This window comes from Salinimicrobium flavum, from assembly GCF_042684505.1.
GTDB lineage: Bacteria > Bacteroidota > Bacteroidia > Flavobacteriales > Flavobacteriaceae > Salinimicrobium > Salinimicrobium flavum.
On sequence record NZ_JBHULT010000005.1, the window covers coordinates 363,672 to 389,084 of the forward strand.

The following is a 25,413-nucleotide window of genomic DNA, read 5'->3' on the forward strand; positions in this document are numbered from 1 at the left end:
ACATTTATCCACATGCAGGAAGATTATCTACATTATTTATGGGAGTTTCAAAAATGGAAGCATAGTGGACTTTTCACTACAGAGGGAGCTCCTGTTACCGTTCTTTCTGCCGGAAGCCACAATTTTCTTTCAGGTCCCGATTTTTTTAATTCAAGGGTGGTCATTGGTGATCAGGAATGGGCAGGAAATGTAGAGATCCACATCAATTCATCTGACTGGTACAGGCACCGGCATGAGATAGATCCTGCTTATGATAACGTGATCCTGCACGTTGTATGGAAACATGATGTAGATGTTTATAGAAAAGATCAATCGGCCGTGCCTGTGCTCGAATTGCATAATATCGTACCAAAATCAACCCTTGAGAATTATGAGCGGCTGCTCCTTCGCCCTGCCGGCAACTGGATAAATTGCGAATCTGATTTTAAGGGGTTTGAAGAATTTACTTTAGACAACTGGCTTGAGCGTCTGTATTTTGAGAGGCTGGAATCAAAATCAAAATTGATCTATTCGCTTCTTCAACGATCTGCCGGAAACTGGGAAGAAGTACTTTTTAAAATGCTGGCCAGGAATTTTGGTCTCAACTTGAACGGGGAAGCTTTTTTAAGCATTGCCGAATCTATTCCATTTGCGGTTGTACGGAAATGCAGGGGTGATCGGGATAACCTGGAAGCGCTTCTATTGGGTCAGGCTGGGCTGCTGGAAGACGACCTTGAAGATTCGTATTATCTAAAACTGAAACAGGATTATCTGTTCCTAAAGCATAAATACCGGCTTTCAAGGGAAGGAATAAGTCCGGTGAAATACTTCCGGTTAAGGCCCGATAATTTCCCTGAGTTAAGGTTGGTGCAACTTGCTGCAGTATATAAACTAACGCCGGCACTATTTTCGAAATTGATGGAAGCCGGGAACGTGGAAGAATTAAGAGAGCTTTTTACAGGCGGGATAAATGAGTACTGGAAAACCCACTATACCTTCAGGAGATCTCATCCTTCCCGCAAGAAGGCATTCACTACTTCCTTTCTAAACCTTCTTATTATTAATACCCTTGTTCCGGTCAAGTTCTGTTACCTTCAGCAGCAGGGTAGGGAGGAGGATGAAACCCTGATCAATATTATGACCTCTTTACCGGCGGAATCCAACAAGATCATCCAAAAATTCAATGAGCTGAGAACGGGAACTGCCACCAATGCCTTGCAGTCTCAGGCGCTGTTGCAGTTAAAGAAGGAGTATTGCGATAAAAACAACTGCCTGCATTGCGGACTGGGTATAAAATTATTGCAGAGGCAGGCATGAATTTAATATCTTTGTTTTTATGTATAAAATGGTCACTCAAATAAGGAATTTTTTTGAAAGGCATGGCTTTTACGTGTCCTCCAGATTTGCAGACAAACTGGGAATGCGGGCCAAGAATGTGCGCCTTTTCTTTATCTACCTTTCTTTTGCGACCTTCGGAATAGGTTTCGCTTTTTATCTTACCCTTGCCTTTTTGCTAAAGTTCAAGGACATGATCTATGCTAAGCGAACTTCAGTTTTTGATCTGTAATTCTTCGGAAGCAAAGGGTTTTTTGAGGCAGCAATAGATCGCACTTAACGTTTTCTTTGCAATTTAACTTGCTAAAATTTGAAAACGTTAAATTTTTTAGCATCTTGCTTGGCCGAAAAAAACAACCCAAAAATTAAATTTTTTAATCAGATCTTATGAGAAAGTACTTGCTTTCATTTCTTTTTTTCTTTTCAGTATTCACAATTTTTGCCCAGGAGTTAAAATTAAATGCTGAGATTGAAAATCCATCAAAAGTTATAAATGACGGTTTTGTTGAGTTGAACGTTGAAGGAGGAACCCCACCTTATACTTATCGATGGTCCAGCCAGTCTACTCCTATGGATTCCCCCCGGTCAGAAAATCTGATAGAGGGAGTGCCATATAGCGTTACGGTAACAGATGCTGCAGGGAATGAAGTTACTGAAGAGTATACTGTAGAGGCCAAAGCTATAACTGAGCACTTCAACGGAACCTTTGCCCCAATAGTGGAGAGCATGGGAAGTGTACTATTCTGGGATCCTTTTTCGGCTATAGGTATTTATGATCCTGTGGTTTATGCCGACGTAAAGAGAGTGCCGGCACCAGAATGGTCTGCCACCATAGAAGGCCAGTTCATATTAAAAGAATGGTTACTGGCAGAAGGCACTCATGTTGAAGAGGGAGAGGCCATTGCTATAATTTCCAAGAACGGAGAAGATATTACTGCCTATGCCAATGCAAACGGGAATCTTAAATACCTGGTGCAGGAAGGCGGAATGATCTATAACTCAGAGAACAAACAACACGTGATAGAGCAGGGTGCACAATACCTTGCCGCTATAGAATATGACCAGCCGGTAGCCCTTACACATCCAAACGGGGACCTGCAGCAAAAAGATATTCCTTTTATCGTGGTATGGCTTGTTTTGGGCGCGTTATTCTTTACATTAAGATTAGGGTTTATAAATTTTCGCGGGTTCAAACATTCGCTTGAACTGGCCCGTGGGAAGTATGACGATCCAAACGCACCGGGACAGGTTACCCATTTCCAGGCACTGGCAACTGCCGTATCGGGAACTGTAGGACTCGGTAATATTGCCGGGGTGGCTGTTGCTGTATCGCTTGGAGGAGCAGGAGCAACTTTTTGGATGATCCTTGCGGGTCTACTGGGGATGTCTTCCAAATTCGTGGAATGTACCCTTGGGGTAAAATATAGATTTATCAACAGTGAAGGCCGTGTTTTTGGAGGGCCTATGAACTACCTGAGATATGGTCTGGAGAAAAGAGGTCAGAAAGGACTGGGTAAATTCCTGGCGGTTTTCTTTGCTATTCTTGCCATTGGTGCCTCTTTTGGAGGAGGAAACATGTTCCAGGCCAACCAGTCTTTTGTGATCCTTGCTGGTGAATTTCCGGCCCTTGTAGGCAATGGATTCATCTTTGGTCTTGTTGTAGCTGTACTTGTGGGAGTAGTTATCATTGGAGGAATTTCCAGTATTGCAAAGGTTACGGGAAAGATAGTTCCTATCATGGCTGCAGTTTATATACTTGGAGCCCTGGTGGTGATTGGGGTAAATATAGAGAACATTGGGCCTGCATTTTCAGCAATCTGGAACGGAGCTTTTAGTCCGAGTGCCTTAAAAGGTGGAGTTATTGGAGTATTGATCGTTGGCTTCCAGCGTGCTGCCTTTTCGAATGAGGCCGGGGTTGGTTCTGCTGCCATTGCGCACAGTGCCGCCAAGACCAATCACCCGCCATCTGAAGGTTTTGTGGCGCTTCTTGAGCCCTTCATTGACACGGTTGTGGTATGTACCCTTACCGCCCTGGTGTTAATATTTACCGGTATGCACGAAGTAGAAGGAATAGGTGGGGTAGAACTTACTTCCAGCGCGTTTGGAAGTGTGATCTCCTGGTTCCCTTATGTACTGGCCACTGCTGTATTCCTTTTTGCATTCTCCACAATGATCTCATGGTCATACTACGGGATGAGGGCATGGACTTACCTTTTTGGAAAAAGCAAAAAAATTGAAATAGTTTATAAGGCGTTATTTTTAGTATTTGTGGTCATAGGAGCATCTGTAAGTCTTGGAGCCGTGCTGGATTTCTCAGATATGATGATACTTGCAATGTCTTTCCCTAATATTATCGGACTTTATATTATGTCTGGTGAGGTAAAGAGAGACCTTGATGAATACAGTAGAAAATTAAAGGCCGGTGAGCTATTTCGCAGCCCCGAAAAAGAAAAGGTTAAAAAGGCTTCTTAACATTTAGACCTTATGAAGAATTGGAGATCCCATTTTGTGCTCAACAGAAGCCAACAGAATGGGATCTTTCTTTTGGTACTGGTTATAATCCTGCTGCAACTGGTTTATTTTTTCTACCCCTTTTCTTCACGGGGCGCCGGGAATGAAGATCAGCAGCAGCTGGTAGTAGAACTGCAGAGGAAACTTGACTCCCTCAAACTGGTGGCCTCAGAAAAAGACACGGTGGTTACAGCCCCTTTTAATCCCAATTTCATTTCAGATTATAAAGGTTACACTCTGGGCATGACTGTAGATGAGATCGACAGGCTGCATGCATATCGGGCAAATGGTTCATGGATAAATTCTGCGGAAGATTTCCGGAAGGTTACCGGGGTATCTGACTCCCTGTTGGAGGTTATTTCTCCCCACTTTAAATTCCCGGAATGGCGGGAAACGAACTTAAAAAAAGAAATGGGTCAAAAGACTATTTCAGAAGCCGTCATTAAGCAGGACCTTAATGCTGCTACTGCCGAAGATTTACAACGGGTGTACGGAATTGGAGAGAAACTTTCTGAAAGGATCGTAAAGTACAGGGAAAGCCTTGGCGGCTTCAGGCATGCGATACAGCTCAAGGATGTTTATGGACTTTCCCCTGAAGTAATAGACCGGGTGCTGAAGGGGTTTGAGGTGAAAGAAAGTAATTTGGAGAAACAGGACATCAATTCTGTAACGATACTTCAACTTTCAGAATTACCTTATTTCAATTATGAACTTGCGAGAGTAGTGATAAAATACAGGGAGCGAAAAGGTGAGATCCAGTCTTTTGAGGAGCTGGGACAGATAAAGGAATTTCCGGTAGAAAAAATAGACAGAATTAAATTATATTTGGCAATCGACTAAGAGATCGTGTGATTTCTTATCCCCCCTTAAACTATTCAGATACTATAAAACAATTATATGAACAGCAGGTATTTTACAGAAGAACACGAATTATTCAGAAAAAGCTTTCAGGAGTTTTTACAAAAGGAGGTGGTGCCACATATTGAAAAATGGGAAAAGACAGGTACTATAGATCGGTTTATCTGGAAAAAATTTGGGGAAATGGGCTACTTCGGCCTTAATTACCCAGAGCAGTATGGTGGAATGGGTCTTGATATTTTTTATACCGTGATCTTTTTGGAAGAACTTCAGAAGATAAACTCAGGTGGATTTGCTGCAGCAATGTGGGCCCACGCTTACCTTGCAATGACCCATGTGGCAAAAGAAGGGGATGAGGATATCAAACAAAAATATCTTACCGCCAGTATAGAAGGTGAGATGATTGGGTGTCTTTGTATCACAGAGCCTTTTGGAGGCTCTGATGTTGCAGGAATGAAGACCACTGCAGTTAAAAAAGGGGACAAGTATGTGATCAACGGTTCCAAGACCTTTATCACCAATGGAGTATATTCAGATTATCTGGTGGTAGCGGCAAAGACCAACCCTGAACTGCACAATAAAGGGATGAGCATTTTTATCGTGGACCGGGATACCCCTGGAATTTCTGCTACCAAGCTTGATAAGCTTGGCTGGAGAGCTTCAGACACGGCAGAGATCGCATTTGACAATGTCGAGATCCCTGCGAGCCACCTTATGGGAGAAGAAGGGAAAGGTTTTCCATACATCATGCAGCACTTTGCATTTGAAAGATTGATCATGGGGATCAATGCTCATGCCCGCGCAGAGTATGCTCTTGATTATACTCTTCAGTATATGAGTGAGAGAGTGGCATTTGGAAAAACTATAGATAAATTTCAAGCTCTAAGGCACAGCATTGCAGATATGGCCAGTGAAGTAGAAATGAATAAAGAGTTTAACTACTCGGTTGCCGAAAGACTTGACAAAGGGGAGTATGTGGTGAAAGAAGCGAGCATGTCAAAACTGCTTTCAACAAAGATGGCCGATAAGGTGATCTATCAGTGTCTTCAGTTCCTTGGAGGGTATGGTTATATGGAAGATTATCCCTTGGCAAGGCTGTCCAGAGACAGCAGGCTTGGACCAATTGGAGGTGGTACTTCAGAGATCCTAAGGGAAGTGATCGCGAAAATGGTGATCGATAAGAAGGAATACAGGCCCGCGGCGAAGTAAATTCAGGATTCAGGATTCAAGATTTGGAATTTCGAATATGGTGCCTGGAATTTTAAATTTTCATAAAATATAATTGTGAGTTTGTAATTAACGAGTATATTTGCAGCTCGAAATTAATTCTTAAAGAAAGGAGGTGACACTATGTTAATTATACCAGTTAAAGACGGAGAAAATATTGATAGAGCGCTGAAGCGTTTCAAGCGTAAATTTGATCGCACAGGAACAATGCGTCAGTTGAGAAGTCGTCAAGCATTCACAAAGCCGTCCGTAGAACGTAGGGCTCAAATCCAAAAAGCTGAATACATTCAGCACTTAAGAGATCAGGAAGAGATCTAGTATCAATTCCTAAGCCTGGTTCTTAGGTATACATTATATTAACTGTTGGTAAGCTAAAGTTTGATAACTTTGTTTGCCAACAGTTTTTTTATGCCTCAGGATCAATTTACCCGTTTTTTCGAATACCTTGAACTGGAGAAGAATTATTCTCCGCACACGGTAACTGCCTACAGGAAAGACCTTCTTTCCTTTGCAGAATTCATTACTGCGGAATATGATCAAAAGGCACTAAAAGAAGTAAACTATCCTCAGGTTAGAAGCTGGATCGTATCCCTGGCGGAAAGCGGTCTTTCAAATTCAAGCATTAACCGAAAGGTTTCCTCCCTAAAATCTTATTTTAAGTTTCTTCAAAAGACCAAACAGCTCGAGGTGTCACCGCTTTCCAATCACCGTTCGCTTAAAGCTTCAGGGAAGCTGCAGGTTCCTTTTTCTGAAACCGAAGTAAGCCTGGCATTAAGTTCATTTCCTGCCGAAGGATTCGTAGAAATGAGGGATAAACTCATGATAGAACTTTTCTATTCAACCGGGATTAGACGCAGTGAACTTATAGGGATCAAACTTGGAAACGTGGAACTTTCAGGAAAGCTTCTCAAGGTTAGGGGTAAGGGTAACAAGGAGCGTTTCATCCCGCTGCTGCCTTCTGTAATAGAAACTATAGCAGCGTATTTACCGGAGAGAAAAACAGTTGAAAAGGGGGATTCCGGAGGGTATTTATTCCTCACCGTGAAGGGCGTTAAAGTATACGATTCCCTTGTTTATAGAACAATAAATAATTACTTTAGAGGTATCTCGAGTAAGCTAAAAAAAAGTCCGCACATCCTGCGGCATTCTTTTGCTACTCATTTGCTGAACCAGGGTGCTCATTTAAATGCTGTCAAAGAACTGCTTGGACATTCAAGTCTTGCTGCTACCCAGGTTTACACCCATAACAGCATGACCGAATTAAGCAGGGTTTACAGGAACGCACACCCGCGGAACAGGAAAAAGGGACCTCACTAATTGTTTAATTAAATTTCAAGTACTATGAAAATTAACGTACAGTCGGTCAATTTCACTGCAGATCAAAAACTGGTAGATTTCATTCAAAAGAAGCTGGATAAACTGGAGAGTCATTATGACAATGTGATCCATGCAGATATTTATTTAAAAGTGGAAAATACCAGTGATAAAGAAAATAAGATTTCAGAAATTTTGCTGAGCATTCCCGGTGATGAGCTTATTTGCAAAAAGAAAGGCCGAAGGTTTGAAATTGGTGTAGATGAATGTGTTAGTTCTTTGGAACGCCAGCTTCAAAAAAGAAAAAGGAAATTTAGTGCTCAGGTTGCCTAAAATATTTTTCAGAAATGTTTTGAGAACTGAATAAAATTAATACATTTGCAGTCCGTTAGAAATAGCGGACTTTTTTTATGGAAAAGAAGTGATTGGCCGATGTAGCTCAGCTGGCTAGAGCAGCTGATTTGTAATCAGCAGGTCGTGGGTTCGAGTCCCTCCATCGGCTCTGAAAAAACAGGCAAGGAACCTGTTGTTGATGTTCTTAAAATATTGAAAAAAAAGCTTTGGAAGATAATTTAATTTTCTTTTAATTTGCGGCTTCAAAAAGCAAGCCCTAAGCCAAAGCGAGTGGTTCTGTGAAATATTGATAAGATTATAATTGGGGAGATACTCAAGCGGCCAACGAGGGCAGACTGTAAATCTGCTGTTTTTAACTTCGCAGGTTCGAATCCTGCTCTCCCCACAAAAATTAAATTCCAAATAACAAATTCCAAATACCAAATTGGGATTTGGTGCTTGAGACTTGGGATTTAAGAATTGCGGGAGTAGCTCAGTTGGTAGAGCGTCAGCCTTCCAAGCTGAATGTCGCCGGTTCGAACCCGGTCTCCCGCTCTAAGTCTTTCTGGTGGAAATAAGATTTATGAGAATTGAATTTTATTTAAATCAGAATGCAGGGTGAGAAGCCTGTCCTGAGTTAGCTTGCAAAGCGAATCGAAAGGAGCCTGGTATCCCGCTCTATTCCTTTTTGGGGAGGTTTAAATTCAGATTTGATCCTGTTCGGGGCGGAAAATAGGGGAAAGGAGGTTTTTCTTTTCGAAAGTAAGGATTTCACGCTACAGGCGTGTTTTTCTGCTAAATAAAATTTAAGGTTTATCCTTATGTATTTTCTCCGGCATATAATAGGAGAAAGACTTTTTTGCCGACGTAGCTCAGGGGTAGAGCGTTTCCTTGGTAAGGAAGAGGTCACGAGTTCAATTCTCGTCGTTGGCTCTAGATTTTGTATAAAATTGAACACTAATATATAACTAAGATTAAATAAGTATTAATTATGGCAAAGGAAACTTACGATCGGTCCAAGCCGCACCTAAACATAGGTACAATTGGACACGTAGATCACGGAAAAACAACTTTAACAGCAGCGATTACTAAGGTAATGGCTGATGCCGGTTATTCAGAAGCTAGATCTTTTGATCAAATTGATAATGCTCCGGAAGAAAAAGAAAGAGGTATTACCATTAACTCTTCGCACGTTGAATATTCAACAGAGAAGCGTCACTATGCACACGTTGACTGTCCTGGTCACGCGGATTATGTGAAGAACATGGTTACTGGTGCTGCCCAAATGGACGGTGCTATTCTTGTGGTTGCGGCTACAGATGGTCCTATGCCACAAACTCGTGAGCACATCCTTCTTGGACGCCAGGTTGGTATTCCAAGAATCGTTGTATTCCTTAACAAAGTTGACCTTGTTGATGATGAAGAGCTTCTTGAGCTAGTTGAAATGGAAGTTAGAGATCTTCTTTCTTTCTACGAATATGATGGTGATAACGGACCTGTAATTTCAGGATCTGCACTTGGTGCTCTTAACGGAGATGAGAAGTGGACAAAAACTGTTCTTGATTTGATGGAAGCTGTTGATAGCTGGATCGAATTGCCAGAGCGCGATGTTGATAAGCCATTCCTTATGCCTATCGAAGATGTATTCTCTATTACTGGTCGTGGTACTGTTGCAACCGGTCGTATCGAGACTGGTGTTGCTAACACCGGAGATCCTGTAGAGATCATTGGTATGGGAGCTGGAAAATTGACATCTACTGTTACAGGTGTTGAGATGTTCCGTAAAATATTGGATAGAGGTGAAGCTGGTGACAACGTTGGTATCCTGCTTAGAGGTATTGAGAAAACTCAAATCTCAAGAGGTATGGTAATTACCAAGCCAGGATCTGTAACTCCACACGCTAAATTCAAAGCTGAGGTTTATATCCTTAAGAAAGAAGAAGGTGGACGTCACACTCCATTCCATAACAACTACCGTCCACAGTTTTATGTACGTACAACTGATGTAACTGGTACTATTAACTTACCAGAAGGAGTAGAGATGGTAATGCCTGGGGATAACTTGACTATCCACGTTGATTTGATCCAGCCAATTGCCATGAATATTGGTCTACGTTTCGCTATCCGTGAAGGTGGTAGAACAGTAGGTGCTGGCCAGGTTACTGAGATCCTTGACTAATTAAAGTCTAGAATTATAAAGTTAAGGTATTCACTTTTGTGAATACCTTGACTTATATTTACGGGTTTAGCTCAGTTGGTAGAGCACTGGTCTCCAAAACCAGGTGTCGGGAGTTCGAGTCTCTCAACCCGTGCATAAAGAAATGATCGAATTTTTCTGATTATTCTTAATAATATTGATCAATTAGGCAGGAGGCCGTACCTCTTTCAAAGGGGAAAGAATCTCAGAATGCCTGCACTTAGTAAAGCTTAAAAAGGCAAAATAAAATACCATGGCAGGAATAGTTAATTACATCTCAGAGTCATACAATGAATTAAAGAACCACGTAACCTGGCCAACCTGGCCGGAAGCGCAAAGGCTTACTGTTGTTGTGGCTGTATTTTCAATCATTTTTGCCCTGGCTATCTGGGGAGTTGATACCGTTTTTAGCGGAATGATAGAGCAATATTTTGAATGGATTAAATCATAAACAGTATTGCAATGGCAGAGGTGAAAGACAAAAAATGGTATGTGGTTCGTGCCGTTAGCGGACAAGAGAATAAAGTAAAGGAATATATTGAGCGGGAGATCGCTCATGAAGGCCTTGAAGATTTTATAGAGCAGGTTCTTGTACCTACAGAAAAGGTCATTCAAATCAGGAATGGCAAAAAAGTAAACAAAGAAAGGGTATATTTCCCTGGCTACGTTATGATCCTTGCTAATATTGGCGGGGAGATTCCTCACATAATCAAGTCTATTAACGGCGTTATCGGTTTCTTAGGAGAAACGAAGGGCGGAGATCCTGTGCCTTTGAGAAAATCTGAAGTTAATCGTATGCTCGGTAAGGTTGATGAATTATCAGTTAAGGCTGATAATGTTGCGATCCCGTTCACTATTGGAGAAACCATTAAGGTGATCGATGGCCCGTTCAACGGCTTTAACGGTACGGTTGAGAAGATAAATGAAGAGAAGCGTAAGCTTGAAGTAATGGTGAAGATCTTCGGAAGGAAGACTCCGCTGGAACTAAGCTATATGCAGGTAGAAAAAGTATAATAACTGTTACACTATATATTTTTGGGTAGTTTTAGTATGCTTCCACTAACAAAACTATCATCTTAAAATTAATAAAATGGCAAAAGAAGTAAGTAAGGTTGTTAAGTTACAAGTTCGCGGAGGTGCTGCTAACCCATCACCACCAGTTGGACCAGCTTTGGGTGCCGCCGGGGTTAATATCATGGAGTTCTGTAAGCAGTTTAATGCAAGAACCCAGGATAAGCAGGGAAAAGTATTGCCTTGTGTGATTACAGTATTTAAAGATAAGTCTTTTGATTTTGTAATTAAGACTCCACCGGCTGCAGTTCAGATTTTAGAAGCTGCGAAGGCTAAAAAAGGTTCTGGTGAACCAAACCGTAAGAAAATAGCTAGTGTTTCTTGGGATCAGGTAAGAACCATTGCTGAAGATAAAATGCAGGATCTAAATGCATTCACTATTGAGTCTGCAATGAAGATGGTGGCAGGAACAGCAAGATCTATGGGAATTACTGTAAAAGGACAAGCACCTTTTTAATCCAAAAAGAAATTAAAAATGGCAAGATTGACTAATAAGCAAAAGGAAGCACAGTCTAAACTTGAAAAAGGTAAAACTTATTCGGTTACAGAAGCTTCAGCTTTAATAAAAGAGATTTCCAATGTAAACTTTGATCCTTCTGTGGATTTGGCCGTTCGTTTGAACGTAGATCCCCGTAAGGCTAATCAAATGGTGCGTGGCGTAGTTACCTTACCACACGGTACAGGTAAAGACGTGAAGGTTTTGGCTCTTGTGACTCCAGATAAGGAGGCAGAAGCCAAAGAAGCCGGCGCAGATTATGTTGGTTTAGACGAGTACCTTGAAAAGATCAAGGGCGGTTGGACAGATGTTGATGTGATCATCACTATGCCAAGCGTTATGGGTAAACTTGGACCATTAGGACGTGTTCTAGGACCAAGAGGGCTTATGCCTAACCCAAAGACCGGAACGGTAACTATGGATGTGGCTAAAGCTGTATCTGATGTGAAAGCCGGTAAGATCGATTTCAAAGTAGATAAGACAGGTATTGTTCACGCTGGTATCGGGAAAGCATCTTTTGATGCAGAGAAGATAGCAGGAAATGCAAGAGAATTATTAACTACCCTGGTAAAATTGAAACCTCAGGCTGCTAAAGGTGTTTACATTAAAAGTATACACATGTCAAGCACAATGAGTCCGAGTGTTGAGATTGATACAAAAAGGTTCACTGAGCAATAATATTATTAGATTATGACAAGAGAAGAAAAATCAAGAGTAATTGAAGATTTAACTGCCCAGTTAGCTGATAATACCACTATTTACTTAGCAGATATTTCAGGCTTAAATGCTTTGAGCACAACAAACCTGCGCAGAGCCTGTTTTAAAGCCAACATAAAACTTGCGGTAGTTAAGAACACACTTTTGGCCAAGGCCATGGAGAGTTCAGATAAAGATTTTGGAGAGCTTCCTTCAGTATTGAAAGGAAATACTTCCATCATGTTTTCTGAAACAGGAAATGGACCGGCTAAGGTAATTAAAGAATTCAGAAAGAAATCTGATAAGCCTTTACTAAAGGGCGCGTTTATTGAAGAGGCTATCTTCGTAGGAGATGATAAACTGGAAACCCTGGTTAACATCAAGTCTAAGGAAGAAGTTATTGGAGATATCGTTGGATTGCTTCAATCACCTGCTAAAAATGTTATTTCGGCACTTAAATCGGGTGGCGGTAAACTCGCAGGAATTCTTAAGACCCTTTCAGAAAAGGAAGGATAAACAAGTACGCACTTTTTAACAAATATATTTTTACAGAACATTTTAAAAACGATAGAAAATGGCAGATTTAAAAGATTTCGCAGAACAATTGGTTAACCTAACAGTAAAAGAAGTAAACGAGTTAGCTGATATATTAAAAGAGGAATACGGGATTGAGCCTGCAGCTGCAGCTGTAGTTGCTGGTGGTGCTGCTGCCGGTGGTGGTGAAGAAGCCGCTGAAGAGCAGTCTGAATTTGACGTGATCCTTAAGGCTCCGGGTGGTTCAAAACTAGCCGTAGTTAAATTAGTAAAAGAACTTACCGGTCTTGGCTTGAAAGATGCTAAAGAATTGGTAGACAATGCTCCAAAACCAGTAAAAGAGGGAGTTTCTAAAGACGAAGCTGAAGCATTAAAAGCACAGTTAGAAGAAGCAGGAGCTGAGGTTGAGCTTAAGTAAGCTAAACCCACTAAATAGTATAGGTTTAGACCCGGAGATTAGGTTCTCTGAGGTCTAAACCATTTTGCGTATATGAACATTTCCTGTTTATTTCGCACATATTTTTTTTATTTAACATAATTCCGTCCATTGATGTTAGCAACGCAAACTGAAAGATTGAGTTTCTCTTCTGTAAAGAACAGGCCTGCTTACCCCGACTTTCTGGATATCCAGATCAAGTCATTCCAGGACTTCTTTCAACTAGAAACAAAATCAGAAGAAAGAGGAAATGAAGGTTTATATAACACCTTCATGGAGAACTTTCCCATTACGGACACCCGTAACCAATTCGTACTAGAATTTTTAGACTATTTTGTGGACCCGCCGCGATACTCTCTTCAGGAATGTATCGAGCGTGGATTGACCTATAGTGTACCGCTTAAAGCACGGTTAAAGCTTTATTGTACAGACCCCGAACATGAGGATTTTGAAACTATTGTTCAGGATGTGTACCTGGGGACTATTCCTTACATGACCCCAAGCGGGACCTTTTGTATCAATGGAGCTGAGCGCGTAGTAGTTTCTCAGTTGCACCGGTCTCCCGGAGTATTCTTTGGACAATCCTTCCATGCCAACGGGACAAAACTTTACTCTGCCCGTGTAATTCCTTTCAAAGGTTCATGGATTGAATTCGCTACCGATATCAACAGCGTAATGTACGCCTATATCGATAGGAAGAAAAAATTACCCGTTACCACTCTTTTCCGTGCTATTGGATTTGAGCGTGACAAAGACATTCTTGAGATCTTTGACCTTGCTGAAGAGGTGAAAGTATCTAAAGCAGGGCTTAAAAAAGTCCTTGGGCGTAAACTCGCCGCACGTGTATTGAACACCTGGTATGAAGATTTTGTAGATGAAGATACTGGAGAGGTGGTTTCAATTGAACGTAACGAAATCGTACTTGATCGTGATACCGTTCTTGAAAAAGATCATATTGAAGAAATAGTTGAAACCGGTTCCAAGACCATTCTTTTGCATAAAGAAGATAATCAAACCGGCGACTACGCTATTATCCATAATACCTTACAAAAGGATCCAACCAATTCTGAAAAAGAAGCGGTGGAACACATATACCGTCAACTTCGTAATGCAGAACCGCCCGATGAGGAAACTGCCCGCGGAATCATTGACAAGCTTTTCTTCTCAGACCAGCGATACAGCCTTGGAGAAGTGGGGCGTTACAGAATGAATAAAAAACTTGGTCTTGATGTTACTATGGATAAGCAAGTGCTTACCCGTGAAGATATCATCACCATCGTTAAATATCTTATTGAACTTATCAACTCTAAGGCAGAGGTCGATGATATCGATCACTTGTCCAACCGTCGTGTAAGAACAGTAGGAGAGCAGCTGTCTCAGCAGTTTGGAGTAGGTTTGGCTCGTATGGCCAGAACTATTCGTGAGCGTATGAACGTACGTGACAATGAAGTGTTTACTCCAATTGATTTGATCAACGCGAAGACACTTTCTTCTGTGATCAATTCATTTTTTGGTACCAACCAGTTGTCTCAGTTCATGGATCAAACGAACCCGCTGGCAGAGATCACTCACAAACGAAGATTATCGGCTCTTGGGCCTGGTGGTCTTTCCCGTGAGCGTGCCGGTTTTGAGGTGCGTGACGTTCATTATACTCACTACGGAAGGCTTTGTCCTATCGAGACCCCTGAAGGTCCAAACATTGGTTTGATCTCTTCACTTTCTTCTTATGCGAAAGTGAACTCTATGGGATTCCTTGAAACTCCATACCGTGAGGTGATAAATGGAAAAGTTAATATTAAAGATGAGCCTCGATACCTGAGTGCCGAAGAGGAAGAAGAGAAATTGATCGCCCAGGCGAACATTCCTATTTCTGATGATGGTACCATTGAACGAGAAAGGATTACTGCCCGTGAGGAAGGTGATTTCCCGCTCGTAGAACCAACAAAGGTTCATTATATTGATGTTGCTCCTAACCAGATCGCTTCTATTTCGGCTTCTCTTATCCCGTTCCTTGAACATGATGATGCGAACCGTGCTTTGATGGGATCTAACATGATGCGCCAGGCAGTACCGTTATTGAGAGTTGATTCCCCAATCGTAGGTACAGGACTGGAAAGACAGGTAGCTACAGATTCCCGTGTATTGATTAATGCTGAAGGAGAAGGAACTGTGGAATATGTTGATGCAGAAAGGATTACGATAAAATATGACAGAACTGAGGAAGAGCGAATGGTAAGCTTTGATTCAGATTCCAAGACCTATGAACTGGTAAAATTCAGAAAGACCAACCAGGGTACTTCCATTAACCTGAAGCCAATCGTAAGAGTAGGAGACAGGGTAAGTAAAGGACAGGTACTTTGCCAGGGTTACGCTACAGAAGCAGGGGAACTTGCACTGGGACGTAACATGAAGGTTGCCTTCATGCCATGGAAAGGATATAACTTTGAAGATGCTATCGTGATCTCAGAAAAAGTGGTTAGAGATGACATCTTTACTTCAATCCATATTGATGAGTATTCTCTTGAAGTAAGGGATACCAAATTAGGTAACGAAGAATTGACCAATGACATTCCTAACGTTTCTGAAGAGGCTACAAAAGACCTTGATGAAAACGGAATGATCAGGATTGGTGCTGAAGTTAAGCCGGGAGATATTCTTATAGGTAAGATCACTCCAAAAGGAGAAAGCGATCCTACTCCTGAAGAAAAACTTCTTAGAGCGATCTTTGGAGACAAGGCCGGTGATGTAAAAGATGCTTCTCTTAAAGCTTCTCCATCGCTTAGAGGTGTGGTAATAGACAAGAAATTGTTTGCCCGTGCCATTAAGGATAAGCGTAAGAGAGCTCAGGATAAGGAAGATGTTGCTGCACTTGAAAAGAAATATGAAGCGAAATTTGCCATTTTAAAATCTGAACTGGTAGATAAACTTTTTGCTGTCATTGGTGGAAAAACTGCCCAGGGTGTTATGAATGACCTTGGAGAAGAGATCCTTCCAAAAGGGAAGAAATATACCCAGAAAATGTTGAACGCAGTAGACGACTACGCTCACCTTACTCAGGGAACCTGGACTACAGATGATCACCTTAATGCTATGGTTGCAGACCTTCTGCATAACTACCGTATCAAGGAGAACGACATCCAGGGTAACCTTAGAAGAGAGAAGTTCACCATTTCAGTTGGGGATGAATTACCATCTGGTATCATCAAATTGGCAAAAATTTACATTGCCAAGAAGAGAAAACTGAAAGTTGGGGATAAAATGGCAGGACGTCACGGTAACAAAGGTATTGTTGCCAGGATCGTACGTGAAGAAGATATGCCATTCCTTGCAGACGGTACGCCTGTAGACATCGTGTTGAACCCTCTTGGGGTACCATCGCGTATGAACATTGGGCAGATCTATGAAACTGTTCTTGGATGGGCCGGACAAAAATTAGGGAAGAAATATGCTACTCCAATTTTTGACGGTGCGACCATAGACCAGATCAATGAATTGACAGATGAAGCCGGAATTCCACGCTTTGGTCACACCTATCTTTATGATGGTGGTACCGGAGATCGTTTTGACCAGGCTGCAACTGTTGGTGTGATCTATATGCTAAAACTTGGTCACATGATCGATGATAAGATGCACGCACGTTCCATTGGGCCATACTCACTCATCACCCAGCAGCCTCTTGGAGGTAAAGCACAATTTGGTGGTCAGCGATTTGGTGAGATGGAGGTTTGGGCTCTGGAAGCCTACGGTGCTTCTGCAACCCTGCGTGAAATTCTTACTGTGAAGTCTGATGATGTAATTGGAAGGGCTAAGACCTATGAGGCCATTGTAAAAGGTGAGCCAATGCCGGAACCTGGACTACCTGAATCTTTCAACGTGTTGATGCACGAACTGAAAGGTCTGGGATTAGATATTAGATTAGAAGAATAAAGCTTTGCAGTGTGCTGCTCACCCGGCACACTGCATTTTACAATAATTAGATAGCACCATTTATTATGGCTAGAAATAATGATAAGAATACAGTACAGAGGTTTAACAAGATCTCTATAGGTTTAGCTTCTCCCGAGTCCATTTTGGCTGAGTCTCGCGGGGAAGTCCTGAAGCCGGAAACTATCAATTATCGTACGCACAAACCTGAGCGGGATGGTCTTTTCTGTGAGCGAATTTTTGGTCCTGTAAAGGATTACGAATGTGCCTGTGGAAAATACAAAAGGATCCGTTACAAAGGCATCGTTTGCGATAGGTGTGGTGTAGAGGTAACTGAAAAGAAAGTACGTAGAGATCGTGTGGGGCACATCAATCTTGTTGTTCCCGTAGCGCATATCTGGTACTTCCGTTCTTTACCTAACAAAATTGGATACCTGCTTGGTCTTCCGTCCAAGAAACTGGACATGATCATTTATTACGAGAGATACGTGGTAATTCAGCCGGGTATCGCCAAGAATGAAGATGGAGAGCCTTTGAAGAAAATGGATTTCCTAACAGAAGAAGAGTACCTGAACATTCTGGATACCCTTCCGCAGGAAAACCTTTATCTTGACGAGAATGACCCGAATAAATTCATCGCCAAAATGGGTGCAGAATGTCTTATTGACATCCTGCAGCGCATTGATCTTGATGCACTTTCCTATGAATTAAGACACAAGGCGAACAACGAAACTTCCAAGCAACGTAAGACTGAAGCTCTTAAGAGACTTCAGGTTGTGGAAGCGCTTCGTGATGCAAATAAAAACCGTGAAAACCGTCCTGAGTGGATGATAATGAAGGTGATTCCTATCATTCCGCCGGAATTGCGCCCTTTGGTGCCGCTTGATGGTGGACGTTTCGCAACTTCAGATTTGAACGATCTTTACCGTCGTGTAATTATTCGTAACAACCGTTTGAAGCGTTTAATGGAGATCAAAGCTCCTGAAGTGATCTTACGTAATGAAAAACGTATGCTTCAGGAATCTGTAGATTCATTGTTTGACAACACCAGAAAATCTTCAGCAGTAAAAACTGATTCCAACAGGCCGTTGAAATCCCTTTCAGATTCCTTAAAAGGAAAGCAGGGGCGTTTCCGTCAAAACCTGCTTGGTAAGCGTGTGGATTATTCGGCACGTTCGGTAATTGTTGTAGGACCTGAGTTGAAATTCTATGAATGTGGTCTTCCAAAAGACATGGCAGCTGAGCTTTACAAGCCTTTTGTGATCAGAAAATTGATCGAAAGAGGTATTGTTAAGACCGTAAAATCTGCCAAGAAAATTATAGATAAGAAAGAACCTGTTGTTTGGGATATTCTTGAGAACGTGTTGAAAGGGCATCCTGTGTTGCTTAACCGGGCCCCTACTCTTCACAGACTTGGTATCCAGGCATTCCAGCCTAAATTAATCGAAGGTAAGGCGATCCAGTTGCACCCGCTTGCGTGTACTGCATTTAACGCCGACTTTGATGGTGACCAGATGGCTGTTCACCTTCCGCTTGGGCCAGAGGCAATCCTCGAAGCTCAGCTGTTGATGCTAGGTTCTCACAATATTTTGAATCCCGCTAACGGTTCTCCTGTTACGGTACCATCTCAGGATATGGTTCTGGGACTTTACTACATGACAAAGTCCAGACAATCTACGCCTGAAGTACCTGTAAAAGGTGAAGGCCTTACCTTCTATTCAGAAGAAGAGGTAGTGATCGCTTACAACCAGAAAATGGTCGACCTTAACGCTGTTATTAAGATAAGGGCTAAGGATTATAATGATCAGGGGGAACTTGTTTTCCAAATCATTGAAACTACTGTGGGTAGAGTACTGTTCAACCAGTCTGTTCCTGAAAAAGCCGGATTCATCAACGAGGTATTGACCAAGAAATCTTTGAGAGATATTATTGGTAACATCCTTAAGGTAACAAGTGTTCCTGAAACAGCAGAATTCCTTGACAATATCAAAGACCTTGGATACGGTTTCGCATTCAGGGGAGGGCTTTCTTTCAGCCTTGGGGATATTATTATTCCTGAAGAAAAACAAGGAATGATCGACGAGGCAAACGAGCAGGTTGAAGGTATTATGGCCAACTATAACATGGGTCTTATCACCAACAACGAGCGTTATAACCAGGTTATTGATATCTGGACTTCTACGAATGCCGGCTTAACGGAATTAGCCATGAAACGTATTCGTGAGGATCAGCAAGGATTTAACTCGGTGTATATGATGCTTGACTCGGGAGCGAGGGGATCTAAAGAACAGATCCGTCAGTTGACCGGTATGCGTGGATTGATGGCTAAGCCTAAGAAATCTACCTCTGGGGGTGGAGAAATTATTGAGAACCCTATTCTTTCCAACTTTAAGGAAGGTCTATCGATTCTTGAGTACTTTATTTCTACTCACGGTGCACGTAAAGGTCTTGCCGATACGGCTCTTAAAACTGCCGATGCAGGTTACCTGACTCGTCGTCTTGTAGATGTTTCACAAGATGTGATCATCAACGAAGAAGACTGTGGTACTTTGAGAGGAGTAGATGTGTCACCGCTTAAAAAGAACGAAGAGATCGTAGAGTCACTTGGTGAAAGGATCCTTGGTAGAACTGCCTTACACGATGTTTACAACCCAATTACCAATGAACTTTTGGTTGTTGGTGGTGTTGAGATCGATGAAGATGCGGTTGATAAAATAAACAATGCGCCAATAGAGAGTGTAGAAGTTCGTTCTGCCCTTACCTGTGAGGCAAAGAAAGGAATATGTGTGAAATGTTATGGTCGTAACCTGGCTACCAATAAAACGGTACAAAAAGGTGAAGCTGTAGGTGTTGTAGCTGCCCAGTCTATTGGGGAGCCGGGAACACAGCTTACATTGCGTACCTTCCACGTGGGTGGTATTGCAGGTAACATTTCCGAAGAAAATAAATTGATCGCCAAATTCAATGGTATCGCAGAGATCGAAGAACTTAAGACCGTTAAAGGAGAAGCTCCTGATGGTGGAGAGGCTGAGATCGTGATCTCCAGGACTTCAGAATTGAAGTTAAAAGATCCAAAATCAGGAATTGTATTGAGTACCAATAACATTCCTTATGGTTCACAGATATTCATTAAAAATGGCGACAAAGTAGTACAAGACGAAGTAATTTGTCAATGGGATCCATATAACGGGGTGATCATTTCAGAATTTGCAGGTAAGATCCGCTACGAGAATATCGAGCAGGGAGTTACTTACCAGGTAGAGATCGATGAGCAAACCGGATTCCAGGAAAAAGTTATTTCTGAATCACGTAACAAGAAATTGATCCCAACCCTTCAGATCTTAGGTAAGAAGGATGAAGTGATAAGATCTTACAACCTTCCTGTTGGAGCCCACCTTATGGTAGACAACGACGAGAAGATCAAGGTAGGTAAGATCCTTGTAAAGATTCCGCGTAAGTCTTCAAAATCAGGGGATATTACGGGAGGTCTTCCAAGGGTAACCGAATTGTTCGAAGCACGTAACCCATCTAACCCTGCTGTAGTTAGTGAGATTGATGGTGTTGTTTCCTTCGGAAAGATCAAACGTGGTAACAGGGAGATCATCATTGAATCCAAGCTTGGCGAGATCAAGAAGTATCTTGTGAAGCTTTCTAACCAGATCCTGGTTCAGGAGAACGATTTTGTTCGTGCGGGAATGCCGTTATCAGACGGTTCTGTAACGCCTGAAGATATCCTGTCTATCAAAGGTCCAAGTGCCGTACAACAGTATCTTGTGAACGAAGTTCAGGAGGTTTACCGTTTACAAGGTGTGAAGATCAATGATAAACACTTTGAGGTGGTTGTAAGACAAATGATGCGTAAAGTTAGGATCGTTGATCCGGGTGATACTATCTTCCTTGAGAATCAATTGGTTCACAAAGATGATTTCATGGAAGAGAACGATGAGATCTTTGGTATGAAGGTAGTTGAAGATGCAGGGGATTCAGAAAACCTGAAACCAGGCCAGCTTGTTACTCCGCGTGAGTTAAGAGATGAAAACTCTATTCTTAGAAGAGAGGACAAGAATCTTGCAACTGCGAGAGATGTGACCCCGGCTACTGCAACGCCAATACTGCAAGGTATTACAAGGGCTTCCCTGCAAACCAAGTCATTTATTTCTGCGGCTTCCTTCCAGGAAACTACAAAAGTGTTGAACGAGGCTGCAGTAAGCGCTAAAGTAGATACTCTTGAAGGACTTAAAGAAAATGTTATTGTTGGTCACAGGATCCCTGCCGGTACCGGTATGAGAAACTATGAGAATATCATTGTAGGTTCAAAAGAAGAATTTGACGAAATGCTTGAGAAAAAGCAGGAAGTTAATTATAACTAGTAAAGGGCTGCTATTGCGGCCATCTACTGGTAAAACAAAAATCCCGGCCAAAATGGTCGGGATTTTTTTGTACTTTTAATTGATAAAATTTATAGATAATGAGTGAAGAGAAAAAACCAAAAAAAGGTCAGATCAATATAGAACTTGATGAAAAAGTAGCAGAAGGAACCTATTCTAACCTTGCGATCATCAACCATTCCGTTTCAGAATTTGTAGTAGATTTTGTAAGCATTATGCCCGGTACTCCCAAGAGTAAAGTCAAGTCAAGGATCATTCTTACCCCTCAACATGCAAAAAGACTTTTGAAAGCATTGGGTGATAACGTGAAGCGGTTCGAAAAAGCCCACGGCGAGATCAAGGATTATGAGCAACCTCCCATTCCTCTGAATTTTGGACCTACAGGACAGGCTTAATTAATTTTTGATAATAAAAAGATCAACCCTTTCAGGGTTTCAAGCCCTGGAAGGGTTCTTTTTTGCCGGAATTCCGCAACAAAAAAGCCCTCCAAAACAGAATATTTTTGAAAGACTTTCCAATATTGAATTAAAACCTTTAAAAGATTAGAGTCTGCTCCATTTTGTTATTTCTTCTTGTTAGCTTTTCTACACTGGGTCAGGATAGGACACTGTTGAAAGGAAAGATCTATACGCCTGATAAGGAAATTACTTCCATTAATATCATCAATCTCACGAGCAAAACGGGGACAACGAATAATGAGGCCGGAGAGTTTGAAATTGAGATAGCACTCAAAGACACCCTTCTGTTTTCTTCAGTTCAATATGAATCCAGAAAAATAATCATTTCAGAAGAGGTGCTGAAAAAAGCATTTTTGACAGTATTGCTTGTGGACAAGATAGATGAGCTAAAGGAGGTAAGTATCAGCGATATTAGTCTTAGCGGAAATCTTTTCACAGATCTCCCCGAAATTCCCACCTTAACCCAGGCCGACCTGGGCTTTCCCATGTCTGATACCCCCAGGCTTACATCAATTGAGCGAAAGCTAAAGACAGCTTCAAACGTTAGTACGACATCCAGGTACAATCCACCCGGAATGATAAATGTAAGTCTTGATGGGATACTAAACAGGATCAATGGAAGAACAGAGAAGCTTCAAAAAGCAGCCGCCAATGAAGATCTTTCTCAGATGGTTGATGCGGGGGTAGCGGCTCTGCCATTTTCATTTTTTAAAGATCTTGCCATCCCTGAAGAGCGTATTCGGGACTTCATATATTTCTGTGCTGAAGATAAAATTTTTTATAGTTTATTATCTGAAACTAAGCGTCTCGAGCTGGTGGAATTTTACCTGACAAAAGCACTAGAATTTGTAAAGGAGCGGATGTAGTTTTGTTGCATTTATTTCAAAGACCTCACAGGTTTAAAAAATTGTGAGGTCTGGTTTCTATAGGGTGTAAAGAATAAAAATAAGACTATTCAAAAATGTCGTTTTTCAAGATCCATATATTTTTAGAATTCCGAAGTATAATGGAATTTTATGGAAGGATATTTTTGTTGTGCCATTTGAAGGGAGAATGCTGAATCGGCCAGGAAAACCAACTGTCCTCTTTTGTCCTTTGCAAGATATTTTGATTTTACTCTTTTAAAATCTGCGAATTCCTCTCCTTTGGGGTTTTCCGGTTCTATCCAGCACGCCTTGTGTACATTCAGGTTCTCATAGGTACATTTGGCTCCATATTCATGCTCGAGACGGTACTGGATCACTTCAAACTGCAGGGCACCTACTGTACCAATCACTTTTCGGCCATTCATCTCCAGGGTGAATAACTGGGCAACCCCTTCATCCATTAGCTGGTCGATCCCTTTTTCGAGCTGCTTTGATTTCATGGGATCGGCATTATTGATATACCGGAAGTGTTCTGGAGAGAAACTGGGAATTCCTTTATACATTAATTGTTCACCTTCGGTCAGGGTATCTCCTATCTTAAAGTTTCCCGTGTCGTGTAATCCCACAATGTCTCCGGGGTAAGAAACCTCTACGATTTCCTTCTTTTCTGCAAAGAAAGCATTGGGACTGGAGAACTTGAGGTTCTTTCCATGTCTCACGTGCAGGTAAGGCTTATTCCGTTCAAATTTTCCCGATACTACCTTAATGAACGCCAAACGGTCCCTGTGTTTTGGATCCATGTTCGCGTGGATCTTGAAAACGAATCCGGTGAAATCTTTTTCGTCGGGGAGTACTTTTCGTGTGTCACTGTCTTTGGGTCTGGGAGTGGGGGCAATGTTTATAAAGCAGTCCAGGAGTTCCCGTACACCAAAGTTATTTAATGCAGAACCAAAAAACACCGGCTGCAGGTTCCCATCCAGGTAATCCTGTTTGTTGAATTCGGGATACACGCCGTGAGCCAGCTCCAGTTCTTCCCTAAGTGTACCGGCTGCTTTTTCCCCAATTAGATTATCAAGTTCTTTAGAGGAGAGGTCAGAGATCTCTACGGTTTCTTCAATGTCGCGACGGGGATCTCCGGTGAAAAGGTTTACGTTCTGTTCCCAGATATTGTAGATCCCTTTGAAATCATAACCCATTCCAATAGGGAAACTCAGGGGGGTAACGGTAAGTTTTAATTTTTGTTCAATTTCATCAAGAAGTTCAAACGCATCCTTACCCTCACGATCAAGTTTATTGATAAACACGATCATAGGAATGTTTCGCATGCGACAAACCTCCACCAGTTTTTCAGTTTGTTCCTCGACCCCTTTTGCCACGTCTATAACAACGATAACCGAATCTACGGCGGTAAGGGTTCTAAAGGTGTCTTCTGCAAAATCCTTATGCCCGGGAGTATCCAGGATATTGATCTTGATGTTCTTATATTCAAAAGCAAGTACAGAAGTTGCTACAGAAATACCTCTTTGACGCTCTATCTCCATAAAATCACTGGTGGCGCCTTTTTTAACCTTATTTGATTTAACAGCACCGGCTTCCTGGATCGCACCTCCAAAAAGCAGCAATTTTTCGGTTAAGGTGGTTTTCCCCGCATCGGGGTGGGAGATGATCCCAAATGTTCTTCTTCTTTTGATCTCTTCTGAAAACTTCATACCTGGATTTAAGGCTGCAAAGATAATTATTTGAATGTGATTTAGGGCAATGCAGCAATAAGGCTTTGGGTCTTTCCCTCTGCCATTAGTTACTTTTATTTCCCGGGCGATTTCGTACATTTGAAACTCAATTTTAGAAATGAAGGAAGAACAAGTGATCCTGGTGAATGAAAAGGATGAGCAGATAGGCTTGATGCCTAAGATGGAGGCTCATGAAAAAGCGCTGCTCCACAGGGCGTTTTCAGTATTCGTTTTTAATAAGAAGAACGAATTGCTCATACAGCAACGGGCAATGGGAAAATATCATTCCCCCGGGCTTTGGACGAATACCTGTTGCAGCCACCAGAGAGAGGGGGAGAGCAATATAGCGGCCGGAAAACGCAGACTAATGGAGGAAATGGGCTTTACAACAGATCTTAAGGACACGATATCCTTTATCTATAAAGCTCCTTTTGATAATGGTCTTACTGAACATGAATTTGATCATATTCTTGTGGGGTTCTATGATGAAGAACCCAATCCTAATCCTGAAGAAGTTCATGCTTTTAAATGGATGGAACTGGAGACGTTGAAAGAAGATATGATCAAAAACCCGGATATTTATACCGAATGGTTTAAGATCATTTTTGATAAATATTATAAGCACATTCAACAATGAAAGTAACTGTTAGCAGAAAAGCACATTTTAATGCTGCACACCGGTTGCACCGGAAGGAGTGGGATGATGCACGCAACGAAGAGGTTTTTGGAAAGTGTAGTAATCCTCATTATCATGGTCATAATTATGAGCTTGTGGTTGCGGTGACCGGTGAAATATGTGAGGAAACAGGCTTCGTAATTGATCTTAAAGATCTGAAGGAATTGATCTATAATAAGATCGAGATCCCTTTTGATCACAAGAATCTTAATCTTGAGGTGCCTCAGTTCAAAGACCTGAATCCTACAGCTGAAAATATATCTGTCGTGATCTGGAGAATCCTTCGCCATGAGCTCCCGTCCCATCTAAACCTGGAGGTAACCCTATACGAAACACCCAGAAATTTCGTGACTTACAGGGGGGAATAAAAAAAGTTAAAAAAGA

The 25,413-nt window shown here is 41.8% G+C and carries 22 protein-coding genes and 5 tRNA genes; 26 read left to right on the forward strand and 1 reads right to left on the reverse strand.

Features of this window, described 5'->3' with window-relative positions; genetic code table 11:
- The first annotated feature begins 12 nt into the window (after nt 1-12).
- The 24 genes from ACFSTG_RS02080 (at nt 13) to ACFSTG_RS02195 (ending at nt 22,623) form a co-directional block, all read left to right on the forward strand.
- Nucleotides 13-1,296, forward strand: coding sequence for a DUF2851 family protein (locus ACFSTG_RS02080; protein ID WP_380747980.1), 1,284 nt, complete (start codon nt 13-15; stop codon nt 1,294-1,296).
- Nucleotides 1,297-1,315: 19 nt separating this feature from the next.
- Nucleotides 1,316-1,546, forward strand: a complete 231-nt coding sequence (locus ACFSTG_RS02085) for a PspC domain-containing protein (protein ID WP_380747982.1) — start codon at nt 1,316-1,318, stop codon at nt 1,544-1,546.
- 155 nt (nt 1,547-1,701) lie between these two features.
- On the forward strand, nt 1,702-3,786 hold the full coding sequence (locus ACFSTG_RS02090; RefSeq protein ID WP_380747984.1) for an amino acid carrier protein: 2,085 nt from the start codon (nt 1,702-1,704) through the stop codon (nt 3,784-3,786).
- A gap of 12 nt (nt 3,787-3,798) precedes the next feature.
- Nucleotides 3,799-4,665, forward strand: coding sequence for a ComEA family DNA-binding protein (locus tag ACFSTG_RS02095; protein ID WP_380747986.1), 867 nt, complete (start codon nt 3,799-3,801; stop codon nt 4,663-4,665).
- A gap of 57 nt (nt 4,666-4,722) precedes the next feature.
- A complete protein-coding gene (locus ACFSTG_RS02100; RefSeq protein WP_380747988.1) occupies nt 4,723-5,892 on the forward strand; it encodes an acyl-CoA dehydrogenase family protein in 1,170 nt (389 codons plus the stop codon).
- 141 nt (nt 5,893-6,033) lie between these two features.
- Nucleotides 6,034-6,228 (forward strand): 30S ribosomal protein S21, encoded by a 195-nt coding sequence (rpsU, locus tag ACFSTG_RS02105; RefSeq protein WP_380747990.1) that lies wholly within the window; start codon nt 6,034-6,036, stop codon nt 6,226-6,228.
- Between the two features lie 90 nt (nt 6,229-6,318).
- On the forward strand, nt 6,319-7,227 hold the full coding sequence (locus tag ACFSTG_RS02110; RefSeq protein WP_380747992.1) for a tyrosine-type recombinase/integrase: 909 nt from the start codon (nt 6,319-6,321) through the stop codon (nt 7,225-7,227).
- Nucleotides 7,228-7,251: 24 nt separating this feature from the next.
- Complete coding sequence (hpf, locus tag ACFSTG_RS02115) at nt 7,252-7,557, forward strand: ribosome hibernation-promoting factor, HPF/YfiA family (protein ID WP_380747994.1); 306 nt, start codon at nt 7,252-7,254, stop codon at nt 7,555-7,557.
- Nucleotides 7,558-7,652: 95 nt separating this feature from the next.
- Nucleotides 7,653-7,726: transfer RNA gene (locus ACFSTG_RS02120), tRNA-Thr, on the forward strand.
- Nucleotides 7,727-7,881: 155 nt separating this feature from the next.
- A tRNA-Tyr gene (locus ACFSTG_RS02125) sits at nt 7,882-7,963 on the forward strand.
- Between the two features lie 76 nt (nt 7,964-8,039).
- Nucleotides 8,040-8,112, forward strand: a tRNA-Gly gene (locus ACFSTG_RS02130).
- Nucleotides 8,113-8,418: 306 nt separating this feature from the next.
- A tRNA-Thr gene (locus ACFSTG_RS02135) sits at nt 8,419-8,490 on the forward strand.
- 58 nt (nt 8,491-8,548) lie between these two features.
- Nucleotides 8,549-9,736, forward strand: a complete 1,188-nt coding sequence (gene tuf / locus ACFSTG_RS02140) for an elongation factor Tu (RefSeq protein WP_380747996.1) — start codon at nt 8,549-8,551, stop codon at nt 9,734-9,736.
- Nucleotides 9,737-9,796: 60 nt separating this feature from the next.
- Nucleotides 9,797-9,869: transfer RNA gene (locus ACFSTG_RS02145), tRNA-Trp, on the forward strand.
- Nucleotides 9,870-10,007: 138 nt separating this feature from the next.
- Complete coding sequence (secE, locus tag ACFSTG_RS02150) at nt 10,008-10,205, forward strand: preprotein translocase subunit SecE (protein WP_380747998.1); 198 nt, start codon at nt 10,008-10,010, stop codon at nt 10,203-10,205.
- An 11-nt stretch (nt 10,206-10,216) separates the two neighbouring features.
- Nucleotides 10,217-10,768: a transcription termination/antitermination protein NusG gene (gene nusG, locus ACFSTG_RS02155; RefSeq protein WP_324721505.1), complete on the forward strand. Its 552-nt coding sequence runs from the start codon at nt 10,217-10,219 to the stop codon at nt 10,766-10,768.
- A gap of 76 nt (nt 10,769-10,844) precedes the next feature.
- Nucleotides 10,845-11,282 (forward strand): 50S ribosomal protein L11, encoded by a 438-nt coding sequence (rplK, locus tag ACFSTG_RS02160; RefSeq protein WP_380748001.1) that lies wholly within the window; start codon nt 10,845-10,847, stop codon nt 11,280-11,282.
- An 18-nt stretch (nt 11,283-11,300) separates the two neighbouring features.
- Nucleotides 11,301-11,999, forward strand: a complete 699-nt coding sequence (gene rplA / locus ACFSTG_RS02165; RefSeq protein ID WP_380748003.1) for a 50S ribosomal protein L1 — start codon at nt 11,301-11,303, stop codon at nt 11,997-11,999.
- A gap of 12 nt (nt 12,000-12,011) precedes the next feature.
- Nucleotides 12,012-12,533 carry a 50S ribosomal protein L10 gene (rplJ, locus tag ACFSTG_RS02170; protein ID WP_380748005.1) on the forward strand — a complete coding sequence of 174 codons (522 nt, stop codon included), beginning with the start codon at nt 12,012-12,014 and terminating at the stop codon, nt 12,531-12,533.
- A gap of 58 nt (nt 12,534-12,591) precedes the next feature.
- Complete coding sequence (gene rplL / locus ACFSTG_RS02175) at nt 12,592-12,969, forward strand: 50S ribosomal protein L7/L12 (protein ID WP_380748007.1); 378 nt, start codon at nt 12,592-12,594, stop codon at nt 12,967-12,969.
- A gap of 132 nt (nt 12,970-13,101) precedes the next feature.
- A complete protein-coding gene (gene rpoB / locus ACFSTG_RS02180; protein ID WP_380748009.1) occupies nt 13,102-16,914 on the forward strand; it encodes a DNA-directed RNA polymerase subunit beta in 3,813 nt (1,270 codons plus the stop codon).
- Between the two features lie 65 nt (nt 16,915-16,979).
- Nucleotides 16,980-21,281: a DNA-directed RNA polymerase subunit beta' gene (rpoC, locus tag ACFSTG_RS02185; protein WP_380748011.1), complete on the forward strand. Its 4,302-nt coding sequence runs from the start codon at nt 16,980-16,982 to the stop codon at nt 21,279-21,281.
- Nucleotides 21,282-21,379: 98 nt separating this feature from the next.
- A complete protein-coding gene (locus ACFSTG_RS02190) occupies nt 21,380-21,694 on the forward strand; it encodes a DUF3467 domain-containing protein (protein WP_380748013.1) in 315 nt (104 codons plus the stop codon).
- 164 nt (nt 21,695-21,858) lie between these two features.
- On the forward strand, nt 21,859-22,623 hold the full coding sequence (locus tag ACFSTG_RS02195; protein ID WP_380748015.1) for a hypothetical protein: 765 nt from the start codon (nt 21,859-21,861) through the stop codon (nt 22,621-22,623).
- 122 nt (nt 22,624-22,745) lie between these two features.
- On the opposite strand, the gene ACFSTG_RS02200 is transcribed toward ACFSTG_RS02195, so the two are convergent.
- Nucleotides 22,746-24,332 carry a peptide chain release factor 3 gene (locus ACFSTG_RS02200; RefSeq protein WP_380748017.1) on the reverse strand — a complete coding sequence of 529 codons (1,587 nt, stop codon included), beginning with the start codon at nt 24,330-24,332 and terminating at the stop codon, nt 22,746-22,748.
- 139 nt (nt 24,333-24,471) lie between these two features.
- Here ACFSTG_RS02200 and idi point away from each other — a divergent pair, with 139 nt between their 5' ends.
- Nucleotides 24,472-24,990: an isopentenyl-diphosphate Delta-isomerase gene (gene idi / locus ACFSTG_RS02205; RefSeq protein WP_380748019.1), complete on the forward strand. Its 519-nt coding sequence runs from the start codon at nt 24,472-24,474 to the stop codon at nt 24,988-24,990.
- Nucleotides 24,987-25,397, forward strand: coding sequence for a 6-carboxytetrahydropterin synthase (locus ACFSTG_RS02210; RefSeq protein ID WP_380748021.1), 411 nt, complete (start codon nt 24,987-24,989; stop codon nt 25,395-25,397). Before idi ends, ACFSTG_RS02210 begins: the two co-directional genes overlap by 4 nt.
- Nucleotides 25,398-25,413: the final 16 nt, after the last annotated feature.

Excerpts from the sequence above, each read along its gene's own strand:
- ACFSTG_RS02080 (WP_380747980.1), top strand. The coding sequence starts at position 13 with ATGCAGGAAGATTATCTACATTATTTATGGGAGTTTCAAAAATGGAAG.
- ACFSTG_RS02085 (WP_380747982.1), top strand. The coding sequence starts at position 1,316 with ATGTATAAAATGGTCACTCAAATAAGGAATTTTTTTGAAAGGCATGGC.
- ACFSTG_RS02090 (WP_380747984.1), top strand. The coding sequence starts at position 1,702 with ATGAGAAAGTACTTGCTTTCATTTCTTTTTTTCTTTTCAGTATTCACA.
- ACFSTG_RS02095 (WP_380747986.1), top strand. The coding sequence starts at position 3,799 with ATGAAGAATTGGAGATCCCATTTTGTGCTCAACAGAAGCCAACAGAAT.
- ACFSTG_RS02100 (WP_380747988.1), top strand. The coding sequence starts at position 4,723 with ATGAACAGCAGGTATTTTACAGAAGAACACGAATTATTCAGAAAAAGC.
- rpsU (WP_380747990.1), top strand. The coding sequence starts at position 6,034 with ATGTTAATTATACCAGTTAAAGACGGAGAAAATATTGATAGAGCGCTG.
- ACFSTG_RS02110 (WP_380747992.1), top strand. The coding sequence starts at position 6,319 with ATGCCTCAGGATCAATTTACCCGTTTTTTCGAATACCTTGAACTGGAG.
- hpf (WP_380747994.1), top strand. The coding sequence starts at position 7,252 with ATGAAAATTAACGTACAGTCGGTCAATTTCACTGCAGATCAAAAACTG.
- tuf (WP_380747996.1), top strand. The coding sequence starts at position 8,549 with ATGGCAAAGGAAACTTACGATCGGTCCAAGCCGCACCTAAACATAGGT.
- secE (WP_380747998.1), top strand. The coding sequence starts at position 10,008 with ATGGCAGGAATAGTTAATTACATCTCAGAGTCATACAATGAATTAAAG.
- nusG (WP_324721505.1), top strand. The coding sequence starts at position 10,217 with ATGGCAGAGGTGAAAGACAAAAAATGGTATGTGGTTCGTGCCGTTAGC.
- rplK (WP_380748001.1), top strand. The coding sequence starts at position 10,845 with ATGGCAAAAGAAGTAAGTAAGGTTGTTAAGTTACAAGTTCGCGGAGGT.
- rplA (WP_380748003.1), top strand. The coding sequence starts at position 11,301 with ATGGCAAGATTGACTAATAAGCAAAAGGAAGCACAGTCTAAACTTGAA.
- rplJ (WP_380748005.1), top strand. The coding sequence starts at position 12,012 with ATGACAAGAGAAGAAAAATCAAGAGTAATTGAAGATTTAACTGCCCAG.
- rplL (WP_380748007.1), top strand. The coding sequence starts at position 12,592 with ATGGCAGATTTAAAAGATTTCGCAGAACAATTGGTTAACCTAACAGTA.
- rpoB (WP_380748009.1), top strand. The coding sequence starts at position 13,102 with ATGTTAGCAACGCAAACTGAAAGATTGAGTTTCTCTTCTGTAAAGAAC.
- rpoC (WP_380748011.1), top strand. The coding sequence starts at position 16,980 with ATGGCTAGAAATAATGATAAGAATACAGTACAGAGGTTTAACAAGATC.
- ACFSTG_RS02190 (WP_380748013.1), top strand. The coding sequence starts at position 21,380 with ATGAGTGAAGAGAAAAAACCAAAAAAAGGTCAGATCAATATAGAACTT.
- ACFSTG_RS02200 (WP_380748017.1), bottom strand. The coding sequence starts at position 24,332 with ATGAAGTTTTCAGAAGAGATCAAAAGAAGAAGAACATTTGGGATCATC.
- idi (WP_380748019.1), top strand. The coding sequence starts at position 24,472 with ATGAAGGAAGAACAAGTGATCCTGGTGAATGAAAAGGATGAGCAGATA.
- ACFSTG_RS02210 (WP_380748021.1), top strand. The coding sequence starts at position 24,987 with ATGAAAGTAACTGTTAGCAGAAAAGCACATTTTAATGCTGCACACCGG.